The following is a 15,685-nucleotide window of genomic DNA, read 5'->3' on the forward strand; positions in this document are numbered from 1 at the left end:
AGACGTTTTCCAGCTGAAAACTCTGCTTTTCTCCGGAAAACGGGCTATAGAACCCGTATAACGTCAATATTCGGAGCACACCCACTCGTAGATAACATATGTACGCCTGTTTTCTGTCTCCGTGCAGTTCCCGCCTCAAGCGTCGTTTCGGCCCGTCGTTCTGTGTGTGAAAACCGGCTGGGTTCGTCGAGGCGGGAGTTGTGGTTTCTGACGTAGATCCCTAGGAGATCAGGGAGTAGAGATTACCGGCGAAGATATTCTCCCGGGTGTCGCCGTCGACGTCCATCCGGTCGACGGCGTCTATGGTGTACTCGACGGTCTGCCGGCCCCGCTCGGGGCTGAAGGGGTAGTCGGTCCCGAAGACGACGTTGCCGTCGTCGAAGAACGACTCCGCGCATTCGAGCGCAGGTGTCGAGCCGGAGACGGCCGTGTCGGCGTTGAACTTCTTGAAGTACTCCTCGGCGGGCTTCGACAGTTCGGCGGCGTGTTCGTGGTACCCCTGATAGTTCTCGGGATAGGTCATCCGCTGCTCGTAGAACATTTCGATCCGACGACCGTAGAACGGAACCATCCCGCCGCCGTGGTGGGAGACGATCTCCAGGTCGGGGTACTCCTCCATCACTCCCCCGAAGACCAGTCGCGACAGCGCGAGCGTCGTGTCGAACGGCCAGCCGAACAGCCGGTGTTCCATGTACTCGGAGGCCCAGTCGTACCACTCCCAGAGTTGCGGGTGCATCCACAGCGGGGTGTCCGTGTCCTCCGCGCGCTCGAAGAGCGGCCAGAACCGATCGTCGTCGAGCGGCCGGCCGTCGATGTTCGAGAAGATCTGGACGCCGGCCATATCGAGCTCGTCGACGCACCGGTCGAACTCCGCGAGGAACTCCTCGCTCACCGTCGGAATCGTCCCGACCGGGATGAAGTCGTCCGGGTGTTCGTCCGCAAGGCGACGGATCTCGTCGTTGGCTAGGCGGGTGATGTCCAGCGCGAGGTCGTGGTCCATCCCCTGGAACATCGTCGGCAGCGCGAGCGTGATGACCTGCTTGTCGACGCCGTAGTCGGCCATATCCTGCTTCCGTTGGTCGTGGTCCCAGAGGAACTCCGGCCGGCCGGAGAGGCCCTGAAAGCCGAACTTCTCCGTGAGGTCCTCGAAGAAGCCTTCCGTCAGCACGTGCGTGTAGCCATCGACGATTTCCGGCATATACGGGTAGTACGCGCGACCGAAGTGATAATTGTTCTCACTACGTCTCGCAGTCTCGCCTCACTGCCGGGCGTACTTGATGTCGAGGGCGAGTTCGTGCGCGGTGCTCTCGACCTCGGCGGTGATGTCGTCGTCGAAGCCGGCGTTACCCAGCCGCTTCGTCGGCGCGGAGATGCTGATCGCTCCCAGGACGTCGCCGCCGAGTTTGACGGGCGCGCCGATGCAGGTGAGTCCCTCGGTCCGCTCCTCGTCGTCGGTCGCGTACCCCCGCTCGCGGATCGTTTCCAGCTCCTCGAACAGCTCCTCGCGGTCGGTGATCGTGTTCTCGGTCGCCTCCGGCAACCCCCACTCGTCGACGATCGACTCGACGCGGTCGCGAGGGAGCGACGCGAGAATCGCCTTTCCGATCCCGATGTTGTGCAGTCGGAGCCGGTAGCCGACGTGCGTGTCGAGGTGGACCGCGTAGTTCCCGCGCGACTGGTACAGATACACCGCCCGTCCGCCCTCCTCGGTCGCGAGGTTCGCGAGCATTCCCGTGTCGCTGGCCAACTGGTCGATCTTCGACCGGCCGTACTGGTACAGCGGGGACCGACTCCGAACGTGGCCGCCGAGCGAGAGGAACTTCAGACTGAGCGAGTACTCGTCGCCCTCTTTCTCGACGTAGCCGTGCTCTCGAAGCGTGCTGAGGTGGTTGTGGATGCCGCTCTTGCTCATCTCCAGCCGGTCTTCGAGTTCGTTGAGCCGGAATCCGTCGTCGGTGTCGAGCGTTTCGATCAACCGCAGCGTCTTTTCGCTCGTCCGAACGGGGTGGTTGGCCTTCTTCGTCATACGTATCCGATGCGGCCCGAGACACATACATTTTCTGTGTGAAAATGAATTATTCTAGTAGGTATAACAATAGTACTTAAATTGTTTAGTTCGAATTGATGCGAGTACAAATTGGTTTAAACGTTTGATAAACAACTTTTGCGGTATCTCGGCCCCTGTCAAAATTTTTATTACAATCGTAGTTAAATTCTAACTAGAATATTTGAGACAATCTGGACTCCCGTCCGCCGGTCGGCGCGAAGACACTTCGGTAGTCCTTAAATTCCCCCCGATTGAACTCCTCGATATGTCCGAACCGAACCCCTTCGAAAGCCTCCAAGAGCAGGTCGACGACGCCGCGGCGTATCTCGATATCGACGACGACGTCATCACTCGCCTGAAACACCCGGAACGCGTTCTCGAAGCGAATTTGACGGTCGAACTCGACGACGGCTCGCTCCAACGGTTCACGGGATTCCGATCACAGTTCAACGGCGATCGGGGGCCGTACAAGGGCGGAATTCGGTACCATCCGGAGGTCTCCAGAGACGAGGTCAAGGCGCTCTCGGGATGGATGGCGTACAAGTGCGCGATCGTCGATATCCCCTTCGGCGGTGGCAAGGGCGGAATCGTCGTCGACCCCGACGAGTACTCCGAGGCGGAGCTCGAACGACTGACGCGGGCGTTCGCGGCCGAGTTGCGTCCGCTGGTCGGCCCCGACCGCGACATCCCCGCACCGGACGTGAACACGGGGCAGCGGGAGATGAACTGGTTCAAAGACACCTACGAGACGCTCGAACGGACGACCGCGCCGGGAGTCATCACCGGCAAGGCGATCAGTTCCGGCGGGAGCGCAGGTCGCGTGGAGGCCACCGGCCGCTCGACGATGCTCGCCGCCCGGGAGGCGTTCGACTACCTCGACCGGGACCTTGCGGACGCGACGGTCGCCGTGCAGGGGTACGGAAACGCGGGCTCGATCGCTGCGAAACTCATCGAGGACAGCGGGGCGACCGTCGTCGCCGTCTCCGACTCGTCCGGCGGCATCTACGACCCCGACGGACTGGACGCGCGGGCAGTCAAGACGTTCAAGAACGAGACCGGGAGCGTCACGGGCTATGCGGACGCCCAGGAACTGACCAACGAGGAACTCCTCACGCTCGACGTCGACCTCCTCGTCCCGGCAGCGCTGGAGAACGCCATCGACGGCGACCTGGCCAAAGAGGTCGCCGCCGAGGTCATCGTCGAGGCCGCGAACGGTCCCCTCACCCCGCGCGCGGACGACGTCCTCACCGAACGCGACGTCTACGTCGTTCCCGACATCCTCGCCAACGCCGGCGGCGTCACCGTCTCGTACTTCGAGTGGGTGCAGAACCGCCAGCGCTTCGCCTGGACCGAAGCGCGCGTGAACGACGAACTCGAATCGGTGATCACCGACGCGTTCGACGACCTGGTCGCCGCGTACGAGGACAACGAGTTGCCGAACTTCCGGACGGCGGCGTACGTCGTCGCGACCCGCCGCATCGTCGACTCGTACCTCGAAGGCGGGAACTGGCCGTAGTCTCGCCGGGTCACGGTGATCGGGCCCGATCGCGCCGATCGAACGACGGTCGTCTCCGACCCGAGCGATTCAAGTCGGTTCCGGGCGGGGATGCATACAATGCGTCAGGACCACCTCATCTCCGCGACGCAACTGTCGCGGGCCGACATCGAGGCGGTGCTCGACCGCGCGGCGGAGATCGACGCCGATCCGAGCGCCTTGAACGGGCGACACGAGGGCGCGATACTCGGCCTCTGCTTCTTCGAGCCGAGCACCCGCACGCGGATGAGCTTCGACACCGCGATGAAACGACTCGGCGGCCGCACGATCGATATGGGCTCGGTCGAGTCGTCGTCGGTGAAGAAGGGCGAAACGCTGGCCGACACGATGCGCGTCCTCGAAGGGTACGCCGACGCGCTCGTCCTCAGACACCCGTCCGAGGGCTCGGCGAAGATGGCCACCGAGTTCGTCGACGTCCCGCTCGTCAACGCCGGCGACGGCGCGGGCCAACATCCCACACAGACCCTGCTCGACCTCTACACGATGCGGCAGAACGTCGGCCTCGACGACGTCACGGTCGGGATTATGGGCGACCTCAAGTACGGGCGAACGGTCCACTCTCTCGCGGCCGCGCTGACGAACTTCGACACCCGACAGCACTTCATCAGCCCCGAGAGCCTCCGCCTCCCGCGGAGCGTCCGCTACGACCTCCACGAGTCCGGCGCACAGGTCCGAGAGCACACCGCACTGGAGGAGGTGCTCTCGGAACTCGACATCCTGTACGTCACCCGGATCCAGCGGGAGCGCTTCCCAGACGAGAACGAGTATCTGAAAGTGGCCGGCGAGTACCAGATCGACGCCGAAGACCTCGAAGCAGCGAAGGACTCTCTGACCGTGATGCACCCGCTGCCGCGCGTCGACGAGATCGCGCCCGACGTCGACCAGACCGAGCACGCGACGTACTTCGAACAGGCGCACAACGGCGTCCCGGTTCGGATGGCGCTTCTGGATATGCTGCTGTCCGAGGAGGGGGACGACCGATGAGCGACACCGACCGCGAACTCCGCGTCTCGAAGATTCGGAACGGCACCGTCATCGACCACCTGGCGGCCGGACAGGCGCTGAACGTCCTCGCGCTCCTCGGCATCGACGGCTCCGGCGGCGAGAGCGTCTCGATCGGGATGAACGTCCCGTCGGACAAACTCGCGAAGAAGGACATCGTGAAGGTCGAAGACAGGGAGTTGAGCCAATCGGAGGTCGACGTCCTTGCGGTGATCGCCCCCGAGGCGACGATCAACATCGTCCGGGAGTACGAAGTCGTCGAGAAGAAGCGGATCGACCGCCCCGAGTCGGTCGACGGCGTCCTCTCGTGTCCGAACCGGAACTGCATCACCAACGCCGATGAACCGATCCACACGCGCTTTTCAGTCCTCGAGGACGCACTCCGCTGTGACTACTGCGGCGAAATCGTCCGCGAGGAGGAAGTCCCGACGCGCCTGGACGTCGCCTGAACGATCGACGCCGACTCGGTCTCGCTCGCTCCGGCGGCACCCGTCGGCCGTCGCCCGGGGTCGCCCGCCCTCGGTGGCGCAATCTCGCGAGGAGGGAAACCACTTTGTACCGAGGGGATGTAGGGACGGATATGTCCGGAAAATCCAAGTTCATCCTGGTACTGGCCCTCATCGCACTCGTCTACTTCGTCGTCTCCGGCGGCGAGGACCCCGTCGAGGTCGAGGTCGACGACGAGTAACTCCTTCGGATCGACTAGTTACGGCGGCCTCGTCGTCTGAGGCCCTCCGCATACAGTCCACACGATAGCGAACAGCGACGTCTTCGTCCGGCTCGATCGAGCGTCAGCGACCAGTCTCTCTCGCCGCGTCCGACGCGTTCGTCAGGATCGGGTCGTGCCGACGGACTCATACCCCTCGCCCCGAAACGCGGGGTATGTACGGCATCGTCACGCGGAACGCCGAGGAGGTCGACTGGGGCGAGTTCGAGGTCGGCTTCTACGAGGTCAAGGACGTGACCGGGCGGGCCGCGGCACCCCTCTCGGACGGGGTGAATATGATCTCGTGCTTCGGCGACAACGCGGCGGCCGACGCCGATCCCGACCTCGTCGCGGTCGACGCCGACGGCACGCCGGCGACCCGCGAGCAGCCCTACTTCGACTGGTCGCACATCTGTCCGACGCACGAGGAGTACCGCGCCGGCCTGCTCGAAATCGTCTCCGACTGTGCGGCCGAGAACGACCACGTCCGTCTGGACGACGTCGGCTTTCCGCGCGAGGGCTACTGCCGCTGTGACCGCTGTGAGCGACGCTTCGAGGAGAGCGACCACGACGACCGCTTCGACTGGCGGGCCGCGGAGATCACCGACTTCGTCGCCGACGCGGCGGCCCGCGTCCCCGGCCGGGTCTACCTGACGCTGTACCCCGACCCGTACCCCGGTCACCTCCACCGCCGCGAGGGCATCGACGTCGAAGCGCTCGCGGAACACGTCGACGAGTTCGTCGTGCCGCTGTACGACACCGCCTACGCGACGACCTACTGGCTGGAGACCATCGCGAAGGGGTTCGAGAGCCTGCTCGATCCGCTCAGGACGCCCTTTTCGGTCGAGCTGTACGCCGTGGACGTCGACCTCGACGATCTGGTCGGGGCGACGGCCGTCGCGGAAACGTACGCGAAGGACGTGTACTTCGGCTACGACGCCTCGAACGCGGCCGCGGCGATCCGCCGGAAGGGAGCCGAGGAGCGAACCGGCGTCACGCACCGACCCGACAGCGGGACGCAGTGACGGAGGCGAGGGAGCGCCCGTCAGATCGCGCCGGCGAGGTACGCGACGACTACCATTCCGACGACGAACACGAGCGCAGCGAACACGAACAGTCCGGCGACGAGGCGGCGTTGTTCCGGGGTCGGCTCGGCCATATCCGGAGCTACGGATCGGGTTCGTAAATACTCGCTGGCGACCGATCGAGGCGACACTGAGACTCGGTGACAGTAGTCATCCGGACGGGTCGCGGAGGGCCGCGAAGGCGTCGCCCGCGAGCCCCGGGCCCTCCGGAACGTGTATCCGACCGTCTTCTACGGGGGCCGGGTCGGGCGCGAGGTCGTCCGCGAGCATCGATCCCGTCGCGAGGCCACAGGCGGTCCTGTCGGGGAGCGCCGCGGCGACGTGCACCGCACCCGCGCGTGCCACGACGGCGTCTATCGTAGTCGTGACGACGCTCTTCACGCCGCGCTGGGAGGCCCGACGTGCCACGTCGAGCGTCCGGATCGGACCGCCGAGCGCCATCGGCTTGCAGACGACCACGTCGGCCGCGTCGGCGTCGAAGATCCGCTCCGGCCCGAGCGCCGCTACCGACTCGTCGAGCGCGATTTCGACGCCGCGCCCTCGGAGGTCGGCGTGCGCTTCGACTTCGGACGCTCCGAGCGGCTGTTCCACGTAGGCGAAGTCCAGGTCGGCGGCGACGTCGATCAGTCGGATCGCCGTCCCCACGTCCCACGCGCCGTTGGCGTCCGCCCGGAGCTCGACGCCGTCGCCGGCGGCGTCGCGAACCGCCCGGAGGCGCGCCTCGTCGACGTCCGGGTCGCGCGCGCCGACTTTCACCTTGATCGCGCCGAACCCCTCGTCGACCGCCTCTCGGGTCGCTTCGGCGGTCGCGTCCACCGATCCGTCGCCGACAGTCGCGTTCACCGGGACGGTTTCGGGGGGATCGCGATCGGCGAGAAACGCCGCCAGCGACTCGTCGACCGCGCGGGCCGCCGCGTCGGCGACCGCGAGTTCGACGCCGTGGCGGGCGGCCGGGTGGGACGGACGCCCCGCGTCGTCGAGTTCCCCGAGGATCGATTCGGGACGCCGGCCGGCGGCGAGTGCGGCGACGCAGTCCTCGTGTGATTCGGTCCACCCCGGCAGCGGCGTCGCTTCCCCGAGGCCGACGACGCCCCCGCGCTCGACGCGAACGAGAAACCCGTCCCGGCGACTGATCGCCCCGGCAGCGGTCGAGAGCGGCGACCGGAGATCGAGCGAGAACGGTTCGTACTGCATCACAGCGGCAGCGTCGTGAACGACAGTCCGACGGCGAACAGGACGGCGTAGGCGGCGAGCAGTCGCCCGGTCCGTTCCAGCGTCGGATTGAGTACCTTCCCCTCCGTCTCTTCGAGTACCGTTCGCGTGATGCCGACGGCGTACGGGAGCGTGAGATACGGGAGTGCGACCGCGGCGGTGAATCCGGGCTGACGAACGAACCACAGGGGCACGGCGTACGCCAGAAGCAACATCGAGAGGAACTCCGCGCGGGCGAACCCGTAGCCGAACCGGACGGCGAGCGTCCGCTTGCCGGTGGTGGCGTCCTCTTCCTTGTCACGGACGTTGTTGACGACGAGGATGTCCGTCGACAGCGCCGCGACGGGAAGCGCCGCGACGAGGACGGCGAGCGGGAGCGTCTCCGGCGGGATGCCGACCGGGAACGGGGCCGCGAGCACCGCCGCGGCTTGGACGTAGTAGGTCCCGGCGACGGCGACGAGACCGAAGAACACGAAGACGAACAGGTCGCCGAGACCGTGGTAACCGAGCGGGTAGGGGCCGCCGGTGTAGGCGATGCCGGAGGCGACCGAGAGGAGTCCGATCACGAGGATCGGCACGCCGCCGACGTAGACCAGATAGGTGCCCAAGAGAATCGACGCGGCGAAGGTGAGATACATCGCGCGCTTGACCGTCTCGGGGTCGATCAACCCCCCGGCCGTGACGCGGGTGAACCCCTCACGTTCCTCCGTGTCCGCGCCCTTGACGTGATCGTAGTAATCGTTGGCGAAGTTGGTGCCGATCTGTATGAGGCCGGCACCGACCAGCGCCGCAAGGGCTGGCAAGACGGCAAAGACGCCGTCGTGAACGGCGATTCCGGTGCCGACGACGACCGGTGAGGCGGCCGCCGGCAGCGTCTGCGGGCGGGCCGCCATCACCCACGCTTGGCGTTTCGTGACCTCCTGCGTACTCATTATCTCTCTGTCCGAACGGCGAGGGTGTGAAGTTTGTCCTTCCACCTTTTTCCACGGAGGGGTCCTGCGGACCCCTCCGCGCAAAAACCTGTCTTGCTGAGCGAAGCGAAGCAAGGCTCGTGAGACGCAAAGCGTCTCACGGTGGAGGGAAAAAGGCCGCTCGCTCGGCCTCCGGCCTCGCTCGCGGTGGAATATACTAGAAACCGAGGTGAGACGAGTGTTCGAGGCTGTTGGTTCACGAAGGCGATGAAGTACCCAGGAGAGACCGTGCATATCGAGCACCGAGTTCGTGATTAAAAACTTATAGTATCAACTCGGAACAGGTAGCGTAGATGTTTGACCGGATCCGCGAAATGGTCGCCACTGAGGACAGCACCAAGGGCTACGAAATAAACCCCCAAGAGGTGATTACCACGTTCGAGAGGTTCCTTGAGAGAGAGGGGGTGACAGTGAACCAGAATAGACCAGATGTTATGGACGAGTTCGCTGAAATAGTTTATAGATATGACAATATTGGTTCTGAACTACAACACGCTCGGGAGAACATAGGGGACGAGAATGGGATCTCGTTGCTTGATCAGATGGACAATGATCAGTTTGACCGGTGGCAGAAAAACCACGAGCAGACCATCGAAGAGATCGAATCACTAAACGAGGATGTAATAGAACTACTGAACAAGGTTGATGTTGATGAGTCACGGCTCGACGAATCAGGTCGATTTTCTGAAGTGACTGCGTTTATCCAACGAGTGAATGATGCGTATCTGGTATTCAGCGACACCTCCGACACGTAGAATACCACAAGGGGAGAACCTGCGGGATTTCCGTAATCGTATCCCTGTATCGTTCGTCTGATACTCTGTTATCCGACCAATCTGTTTATCTCTATTTCATCAATGTATCCTAATGGTTAGATGCAGAGTCCCGCCATCAGGTTTCCAAAGATCTTGATTAGATAATCCGTCCGCCGTCTCAATAGATACTTCGTGAGTTCTCCGATGATTCCCTACACGTTCATATCTGGTCCGTTCATCCGTAGATAACTCGAACTCTTCTTGGAACACTTCAGCTCCTGAGCTTCTATCAGTAATTTCGACCGTTCCGTTTACAGTCTCATCAGATGCGTTGTTTAACAAGACATCATATCCGAGTAGCGGGCTACACAACCGGATACGCCAACAAGAGACAGGAGGCCGACTTGCGAGAGGAGATATCGTCGATTTATCCTCATCGATAAAAATGCAGACTAATTGTAAGTGTCTTCTCCTGTACTGAGCGTTTCACAGAATATGACTGGATTTGTGTCTCACTGACTTGTCCCGCGAGGGGAGCGCAAGCGAGCCTCGCGGCATTTTTCCCTCCAGGTTTTTGCGCGGTGGGTTCCCGCAGCGAGCGCAGCGAGCGAGGAAACCCACCGCGTCAAAAAGGTGGGTTAGTAGTGCCAGGGATAGCCCGAAAAGTCCGGATCCCGCTTTTCGAGGAACGCGTCCCGCCCCTCCTGGGCCTCCTCGGTCATATACGCCAGGCGCGTCGCCTCCCCGGAGAAGATCTGCTGGCCGACGAGCCCGTCGTCGGTCAGGTTGAACGCGTACTTGAGCATTCGTATCGCGGTAGGCGATTTATCGGTCATCTCGGCCGCCCATTCCAGTGCGACCTCCTCTAGTTCCTCGTGGGGAATCGCCTCGTTCGCCATCCCCATCTCGACGGCCTCCTCCGCGGAGTAGGTCTTGCCGCGGAAGAACACCTCCCGAGCCTTCTTCTGGCCGACCTGCTTCGCGAGGTACGCCGAACCGAAGCCGCCGTCGAACGACGCCACGTCGGGATCGGTCTGCAGGAACTTCGCGTGCTCTGCCGAGGCGAGCGTCAGATCACAGATGACGTGCAGCGAGTGTCCGCCGCCGACCGCCCACCCCGGGACGACGGCGACGACGGGCTTGGGCATAAACCGGATGAGGCGCTGCACCTCCAGGATGTGGAGCCGACCCGCTTTCGCCTCGCGGACGAGCGGGTCGTCGGCCTCGTCGGCCTCGTCGTCGTCGCGGTACTCGTATCCCGACTCGCCCCGGACGGACTGGTCACCGCCGGCGCAGAACGCCCACCCGCCGTCCTTCGACGATGGGCCGTTGCCGGTCAGGAGCACGCACCCGACGTCGGCGCGCTTCCGGGCGTCGTCGAGGGCGGCGTAGAGTTCGTCGACGGTGCCGGGTCGGAACGCGTTTCGCTTCTCGGGCCGATCGAAGGCGATCCGAACCGCGCTCTCGTCGACCGCCCGGTGGTACGTGATGTCGTCGAAGGCGTCGGCACCCGCTATCTGCTCCCAGCGCGCGTCGTCGAAGAGTTCCGAGACCATACCGAGAGAGCGCCCGGAGTCCGCAAAAAGATTCGTTTCGGGTCCGCGGCCGGGGGCGGTCGCTCACGTCGTCTCGTCGAGCACCCGCTCGACCGCCCGCTGGCGCAGGTCTTCGCGAACCTCGTGGCTCGACTCCGCGTCGGTCACGACCTCGACGACGTGGGAGCCGTCGCGACGCGTCGCCTCGGCGTACGCCTCGCGGAACCCCTCTCGATCCTCGCCCTCCACGCGCGCGAACGAGAGGTCGTAGAGGTCCTCCGTCGGCCCGAAGTCGAGGCCGTGCGGCGTCACGAACTGCGGGGTGAACGGCGGGTCGTACGCCTCGATCGGGAGCATATGGAAGATGCCGCCGCCGTCGTTGTTGACGAGGACGACCGTCGCCTCGACGTCGCAGCGGCCGAGCGCGAGCAGCCCGTTCATATCGTGGTAATAGGCCAGATCGCCCGTAACGAGCGTTAGATCGTCTGTGGTCGCCGAACCGGCCCCGAGGGCGGTCGAGACGATGCCGTCGATGCCGGAGGCGCCGCGATTGCCGAGCGGGGTCAGCGACCCCGTCGTCGGTGCGCCGAACCGGTCCAGGTCGCGGACGGGCATCGAGTTCGAGACGAAGACGGTGGCGGGGTCCGGCGCGAGGTCGACGACGTCGGCGAGGATTCGGCCCTCGCAGAACGCGTCCTCCGCATCGAGGACCGCCGCGTGTGCCGCTTCGGCGCCGGTCCAGCGCTCGCGCCATGCGTCGCTGCCGGGGCCGGCGAGCAGCCGGGAAAGGCGACCCAGCAGGCGCGACGGATCCGCGACGATCAGATCCGTCGCGGTGAATTCCGCCTCGCGCCACCCGGCGGCCGGGTCGACGACGTACTGGCGAGCGTCGACGGCCGCGAGGTACTTGCGGAGCGGTTTCGACGTCGGCGACGCGCCGACGCGAACCACGACGTCCGGGTCCGGCCACGCCTCGCGGACGCGCTCGCCGAGGAAGCCGTCGTATCCGCCGATCACCGGGGTCGTGCGAACCAGCCCGCCGTACCTGACACCCGAGAGCGGGTCTGCCAGGACGGGAAAGCCACTCGCGTGAGCGAACGCCGCGACGGCCTCGGAATCGAGTCCGGGCGCGTCCGCGGGTCCGGCGACGAGCAGCCCGCGCGGTTCCGAGAGCTCCGACGCGAGTTCCCGCAGCGCGTCGTCGTCGAGTTCGGGGACCCCCGCGGCCGCGTCGACGAACGGTCCGTCCCGGCCCTCGATGGCGGGAGCCGGGAGGTCCGCGGGCACGTCGCCCTCCACGGGCGTGGGCTCCAGCGGTTTCCGGAACGGGAAATTCAAGTGCACCGGCCCGGCCGGGGTGCCGGTCGCCTTGGCCACCGCGCGGGCCGCCGTCGTCCGGAGCGAGCGGAGCTTCCGCGGCGTCGCCTCCGGTTCGGCGACGTCTCGATACCATCGGACCGCGTCGCCGTAGAGCTTCTCCTGGTCGATCGTCTGGTTCGCGCCCGAGTCCCGGATCTCGGGCGGGCGATCCGCAGTCAGGAGCAGCAGCGGCACGCGGGACTGCGAGGCCTCGATGACTGCCGGGTGGTAGTTCGCGGCGGCCGTCCCCGACGTGCACACCAGCGGCGTCACCTCTCCCGTCCGTCGGGCGCGGCCGAGCGCGAAGTACGCCGAGGAGCGCTCGTCGAGGTGCGAAAAGACGTGGACGTCCTCGTGTCGGTCGAAGGCGACGGTCAGCGGTGTCGAGCGACTCCCCGGAGAGAGACAGACGGCGTCGACGCCGGCGGCGACGAGTTCGTCGACGAGCACGCGGGCCCAGAGCGCGTTGCGGTTGGGGTCGCGGTTTCGGTCGGGCCCGTCGCCAGAATTCCGTCCGGTCATCGTCGGCCTGCCCGTGCGGGGTCGGTAGATATCCTGCCTCGTCCGCGGTCGGTCATCGTTCCTCCCGCTCCAGTTCGTCCAGTATCGGCCGGTACTTCAACTGCACTTCGTCCCACTCTCGGTCCGGGTCGGAGTCGGCGACGATGCCGACGCCCGCGAACAGCGTCGCGGTGTCGCCGCGGACCACCGCCGAGCGGAGCGCGACGGCGAACGTCCCGTATCCCGCGGCGTCGATCCAGCCGACCGGCGCGGCGTACCAGCCGCGGTCGAACGGCTCCGTGTCCCGGATCGTCTCCAGGGCTCGTTCCGGCGGAAGCCCCCCGACCGCGGGCGTCGGGTGCAGCGCCTCGACCAGCGAGAGGACGTGCTCGTCGCGGTCCAGCGTCGCCGTGATCGGCGTCCAGAGGTGCTGGACGGTCGCGAGGCGTTTGATCCGGCGGGACCCGGCGCTGACGGTGCCCGCGAACGGCGAGAGCTGTTCCTCGATCGTCTCGGCGACGAGGTCGTGCTCGTGGGCGTTCTTCTCGTCCCGCGCGAGTTCCTGTGCGAGCCACTCGTCTTCGGCCGGCGTCTCGCCGCGGCCCGTCGTCCCCGCGAGCGCGTCGGTCTCGACGGTCCGGCCGCGAAGCGAGACGAGTCGCTCGGGAGTCGCTCCGAAGAACGAGGGTTGCGGACGCGACTCCGAGGGCTCGGGTTCGACCAGGAACCGGTAGCACTCCGGATAGGCCCGGCCGAGGCGGCTGAGAACGTCCGGGAGCGAGAGCCGCCCCGCCAGGTCGACGTCGAGCGCCTGCGCGAGGACGACCTTCCGGAGGTCGCCCGATCGGATGCGCGAGACGACGGCCTCGACGCCCGAACGCCACTCGGACCGCGGGGTGGTACGTCGCCGGTCGGTGACACCGGGCGGATCGACCGACGGGTCCGGGTCGGCGAGGGTGGCGATCCGGTCCCGCTCTCGGTCGAGTCGGGATTCGACGGTCTCGGGGTCGACGTCTCTCCCCACCGCGTTCACCGTCAGCCACGCGTCGTCGTCGGTCCAGGTGACCTGTACGCGCGGGAAGACGAACCTCGCGCCGGGGAAATCCTCCCACGGGGACCCCGACGCGCTGTCGCCGTGGAAGGCGAACCCGCCGAACAGCCTGGGTCGGGCGGCCTCCGTCCCGGCGTGGACGTCGCCGGAGGCGAAGAGCGATTCCGACGCCTCGCGGATCGAGGCGAAGCGATCCGATCCGTCCGCGGTGAGCGTCGCCGCCGCACCGCTGCCGACGACGGTCGCCTCTCCCGGAGCGCTCCAGACGGTTCGGGGGGCGTCGGCATCACGCAGAACGGCGCGGAACGACGGCGTCGCGATGGGGACCGAGCGGCTGACGAGTGTAGTCTCCGCCGCGTCGGTCCGCAACGATTCCATTACCTGAGTTGAGGACGCCACGCTCTTTTATTTGACTATACCGGGGCCGTCGCCGAGACGGGTCGGCGCGGATCAACCGTACCGTTCCTCGTTCCAGGGGTTCGCCGAGGCGGAGTAGCCGCGCTGCTCCCAGTATCCCCGCTCGGACTCGGTGAGGAACTCGACGCCGTCGACCCACTTTGCTCCTTTGTAGGCGTACTTGTGCGGCGTGAGGACTCGAAGCGGACCGCCGTGGGGTTCGGGCAGCGGCTCGCCGTCCAGCCGGTAGGCGAAAAGCACCGACTCGCGCATACAGTCCGAGAGCGGAAGGTCCGTGGTGTAGCCGTCGAGAGCGTGAAAGAGCACGTGCGTCGCGTCGTCTCGAACCCCGGCCGCCGCCGCCAGCGTCGGAAACGGGACCCCGGTGAATTCGCGGTCGAACGTACTCCATCCCGTGACGCAGTGGAAGTCCTGTCGCTGGGTCGTCGCGGGGAGGTCCCGGAACTCCTCGAAGTCGAACGTGCGCTCCGTCTCGACGGCACCCCAGACGTCGAACGACCACGTTTCGCGCTTCCAGGAGGGCGTCCCGCTCTTCGAGAGCACGGGGAAGTCCTCAGTCTCGCGCTGTCCCGGTGGGAGGCGAGAGTCACCGAACTCCTCGTAGATGTCCGTCACGTCCTCGTCCATACCTGTTCTCCTGGCGCGAGGCACCTTACGCTGCCGTTCTTGATCGCTAGCTGGACGGTGCTGGCAGCGTAGCCGCGACCGACACTGATTCTGTCTCCAGGGAATGCGGTAAATGAGAATAATTATGCGCTGATTAAAAAATCTGTATTCCTATTTTGGTAACTATACTTTTCTTATCCCGGAAACTTCGCCGCAGGCTTTAAATAACCCGGCTCCAAACCCCCTCACGTTCAGATGCCCAAGGTGAACATCAACGTCCCCGAACACCTCGAGATGCAGATCGCACAACTCGTCGACCAGGGCGAGTTCGTCAACCGGGAGGAAGCCATCGAGGAACTGCTCTCCACAGGTCTGCGAGCGTTCAAAACGAGCGGCCCGATGGACGAAGACGATCGCTTCGAAGACGACGGAATGATGGGCCACGAGGACGAGTACGTCTTCTGACCGTGTCAGTTCCCACCAATAATCCTTAAATCGATCTCTTACGTATCCACGTCTATGCACAAAGACGAGCTCTTGGAACTGCACGAGCAGATGGTGACCATCAAGGACAACTTCGCCGCGCGCGAAAACGTCGACGGCAGCATCTTCGACAAGTACGAGAACCTCGACGTCGACCCCTCACACGTGCACAAGTCCAAGAGCGAGCACAAACACGCCGTCTTCGTGCTCGGAAACGCGCTCGCGACCGCGATGAGCGAGGACGAGTTCTCGAACGCCGGGCGCGTGGGCAAACGGATGGAGGAACTCGCCAAAGACGCCGAGGGGAAACTCTGATTTTCGGTCCGGACGCCAGGCAGCGACTCTCGCGACGTGCATACACACCCCGGTGGTAGTCCGATGACCGTCTCCGGGTTCCCGG

At 65.1% G+C, this 15,685-nt stretch carries 15 protein-coding genes; 7 read left to right on the forward strand and 8 right to left on the reverse strand.

Features of this window, described 5'->3' with window-relative positions; translation table 11 throughout:
* Nucleotides 1–220: 220 nt before the first annotated feature.
* Nucleotides 221–1,198, reverse strand: coding sequence for an amidohydrolase family protein (locus NO360_RS09290; RefSeq protein WP_256307522.1), 978 nt, complete (start codon nt 1,196–1,198; stop codon nt 221–223).
* Nucleotides 1,199–1,258: 60 nt separating this feature from the next.
* Nucleotides 1,259–2,026: an IclR family transcriptional regulator gene (locus NO360_RS09295; protein WP_256307523.1), complete on the reverse strand. Its 768-nt coding sequence runs from the start codon at nt 2,024–2,026 to the stop codon at nt 1,259–1,261.
* 286 nt (nt 2,027–2,312) lie between these two features.
* On the opposite strand from NO360_RS09295, the gene NO360_RS09300 reads away from it, so the two are divergent.
* The 4 genes from NO360_RS09300 to NO360_RS09315 all read left to right on the forward strand — a co-directional run bounded on the left by NO360_RS09300 (nt 2,313) and on the right by NO360_RS09315 (nt 6,335).
* Entirely contained in the window at nt 2,313–3,563 is a 1,251-nt protein-coding gene (locus NO360_RS09300) for a Glu/Leu/Phe/Val family dehydrogenase (RefSeq protein ID WP_256307524.1), read from the forward strand.
* A 99-nt stretch (nt 3,564–3,662) separates the two neighbouring features.
* Nucleotides 3,663–4,586 (forward strand): aspartate carbamoyltransferase, encoded by a 924-nt coding sequence (gene pyrB / locus NO360_RS09305; protein WP_256307525.1) that lies wholly within the window; start codon nt 3,663–3,665, stop codon nt 4,584–4,586.
* Nucleotides 4,583–5,053 (forward strand): aspartate carbamoyltransferase regulatory subunit, encoded by a 471-nt coding sequence (gene pyrI / locus NO360_RS09310; RefSeq protein ID WP_256307526.1) that lies wholly within the window; start codon nt 4,583–4,585, stop codon nt 5,051–5,053. The genes pyrB and pyrI overlap by 4 nt, the downstream gene beginning before the upstream one ends.
* 433 nt (nt 5,054–5,486) lie before the next feature.
* Nucleotides 5,487–6,335 carry a hypothetical protein gene (locus NO360_RS09315; protein WP_256307529.1) on the forward strand — a complete coding sequence of 283 codons (849 nt, stop codon included), beginning with the start codon at nt 5,487–5,489 and terminating at the stop codon, nt 6,333–6,335.
* A gap of 210 nt (nt 6,336–6,545) precedes the next feature.
* Here NO360_RS09315 and NO360_RS09320 read toward each other — a convergent pair whose 3' ends face one another.
* Together NO360_RS09320 and NO360_RS09325 are read right to left on the reverse strand one after the other, a co-directional pair.
* The gene (locus tag NO360_RS09320) at nt 6,546–7,589 is read right to left on the reverse strand and encodes a mandelate racemase/muconate lactonizing enzyme family protein (RefSeq protein WP_256307530.1); all 1,044 of its coding nucleotides are present in this window, start codon (nt 7,587–7,589) and stop codon (nt 6,546–6,548) included.
* Nucleotides 7,589–8,539 carry a 1,4-dihydroxy-2-naphthoate polyprenyltransferase gene (locus NO360_RS09325; protein ID WP_256307531.1) on the reverse strand — a complete coding sequence of 317 codons (951 nt, stop codon included), beginning with the start codon at nt 8,537–8,539 and terminating at the stop codon, nt 7,589–7,591. Before NO360_RS09325 ends, NO360_RS09320 begins: the two co-directional genes overlap by 1 nt.
* A gap of 332 nt (nt 8,540–8,871) precedes the next feature.
* On the opposite strand from NO360_RS09325, the gene NO360_RS09330 reads away from it, so the two are divergent.
* Nucleotides 8,872–9,333, forward strand: coding sequence for a hypothetical protein (locus NO360_RS09330; protein ID WP_256307532.1), 462 nt, complete (start codon nt 8,872–8,874; stop codon nt 9,331–9,333).
* A 638-nt stretch (nt 9,334–9,971) separates the two neighbouring features.
* Here NO360_RS09330 and NO360_RS09335 read toward each other — a convergent pair.
* The 4 genes from NO360_RS09335 to NO360_RS09350 all read right to left on the reverse strand — a co-directional run bounded on the left by NO360_RS09335 (nt 9,972) and on the right by NO360_RS09350 (nt 14,823).
* On the reverse strand, nt 9,972–10,889 hold the full coding sequence (locus tag NO360_RS09335; RefSeq protein ID WP_256307533.1) for a 1,4-dihydroxy-2-naphthoyl-CoA synthase: 918 nt from the start codon (nt 10,887–10,889) through the stop codon (nt 9,972–9,974).
* 63 nt (nt 10,890–10,952) lie between these two features.
* Nucleotides 10,953–12,749 (reverse strand): 2-succinyl-5-enolpyruvyl-6-hydroxy-3-cyclohexene-1-carboxylic-acid synthase, encoded by a 1,797-nt coding sequence (menD, locus tag NO360_RS09340; RefSeq protein ID WP_256307534.1) that lies wholly within the window; start codon nt 12,747–12,749, stop codon nt 10,953–10,955.
* Between the two features lie 52 nt (nt 12,750–12,801).
* Nucleotides 12,802–14,157: an isochorismate synthase gene (locus tag NO360_RS09345; RefSeq protein WP_256307535.1), complete on the reverse strand. Its 1,356-nt coding sequence runs from the start codon at nt 14,155–14,157 to the stop codon at nt 12,802–12,804.
* A 72-nt stretch (nt 14,158–14,229) separates the two neighbouring features.
* Nucleotides 14,230–14,823, reverse strand: coding sequence for a sulfite oxidase-like oxidoreductase (locus NO360_RS09350; RefSeq protein ID WP_256307536.1), 594 nt, complete (start codon nt 14,821–14,823; stop codon nt 14,230–14,232).
* Nucleotides 14,824–15,057: 234 nt separating this feature from the next.
* On the opposite strand from NO360_RS09350, the gene NO360_RS09355 reads away from it, so the two are divergent.
* Entirely contained in the window at nt 15,058–15,267 is a 210-nt protein-coding gene (locus tag NO360_RS09355; protein ID WP_103991912.1) for a ribbon-helix-helix domain-containing protein, read from the forward strand.
* 54 nt (nt 15,268–15,321) lie between these two features.
* Nucleotides 15,322–15,600, forward strand: coding sequence for a UPF0058 family protein (locus NO360_RS09360; protein ID WP_256307537.1), 279 nt, complete (start codon nt 15,322–15,324; stop codon nt 15,598–15,600).
* Nucleotides 15,601–15,685: the final 85 nt, after the last annotated feature.

The organism is Halobellus litoreus (assembly GCF_024464595.1).
Taxonomy (GTDB): Archaea; Halobacteriota; Halobacteria; order Halobacteriales; family Haloferacaceae; genus Haloquadratum; species Haloquadratum litoreum.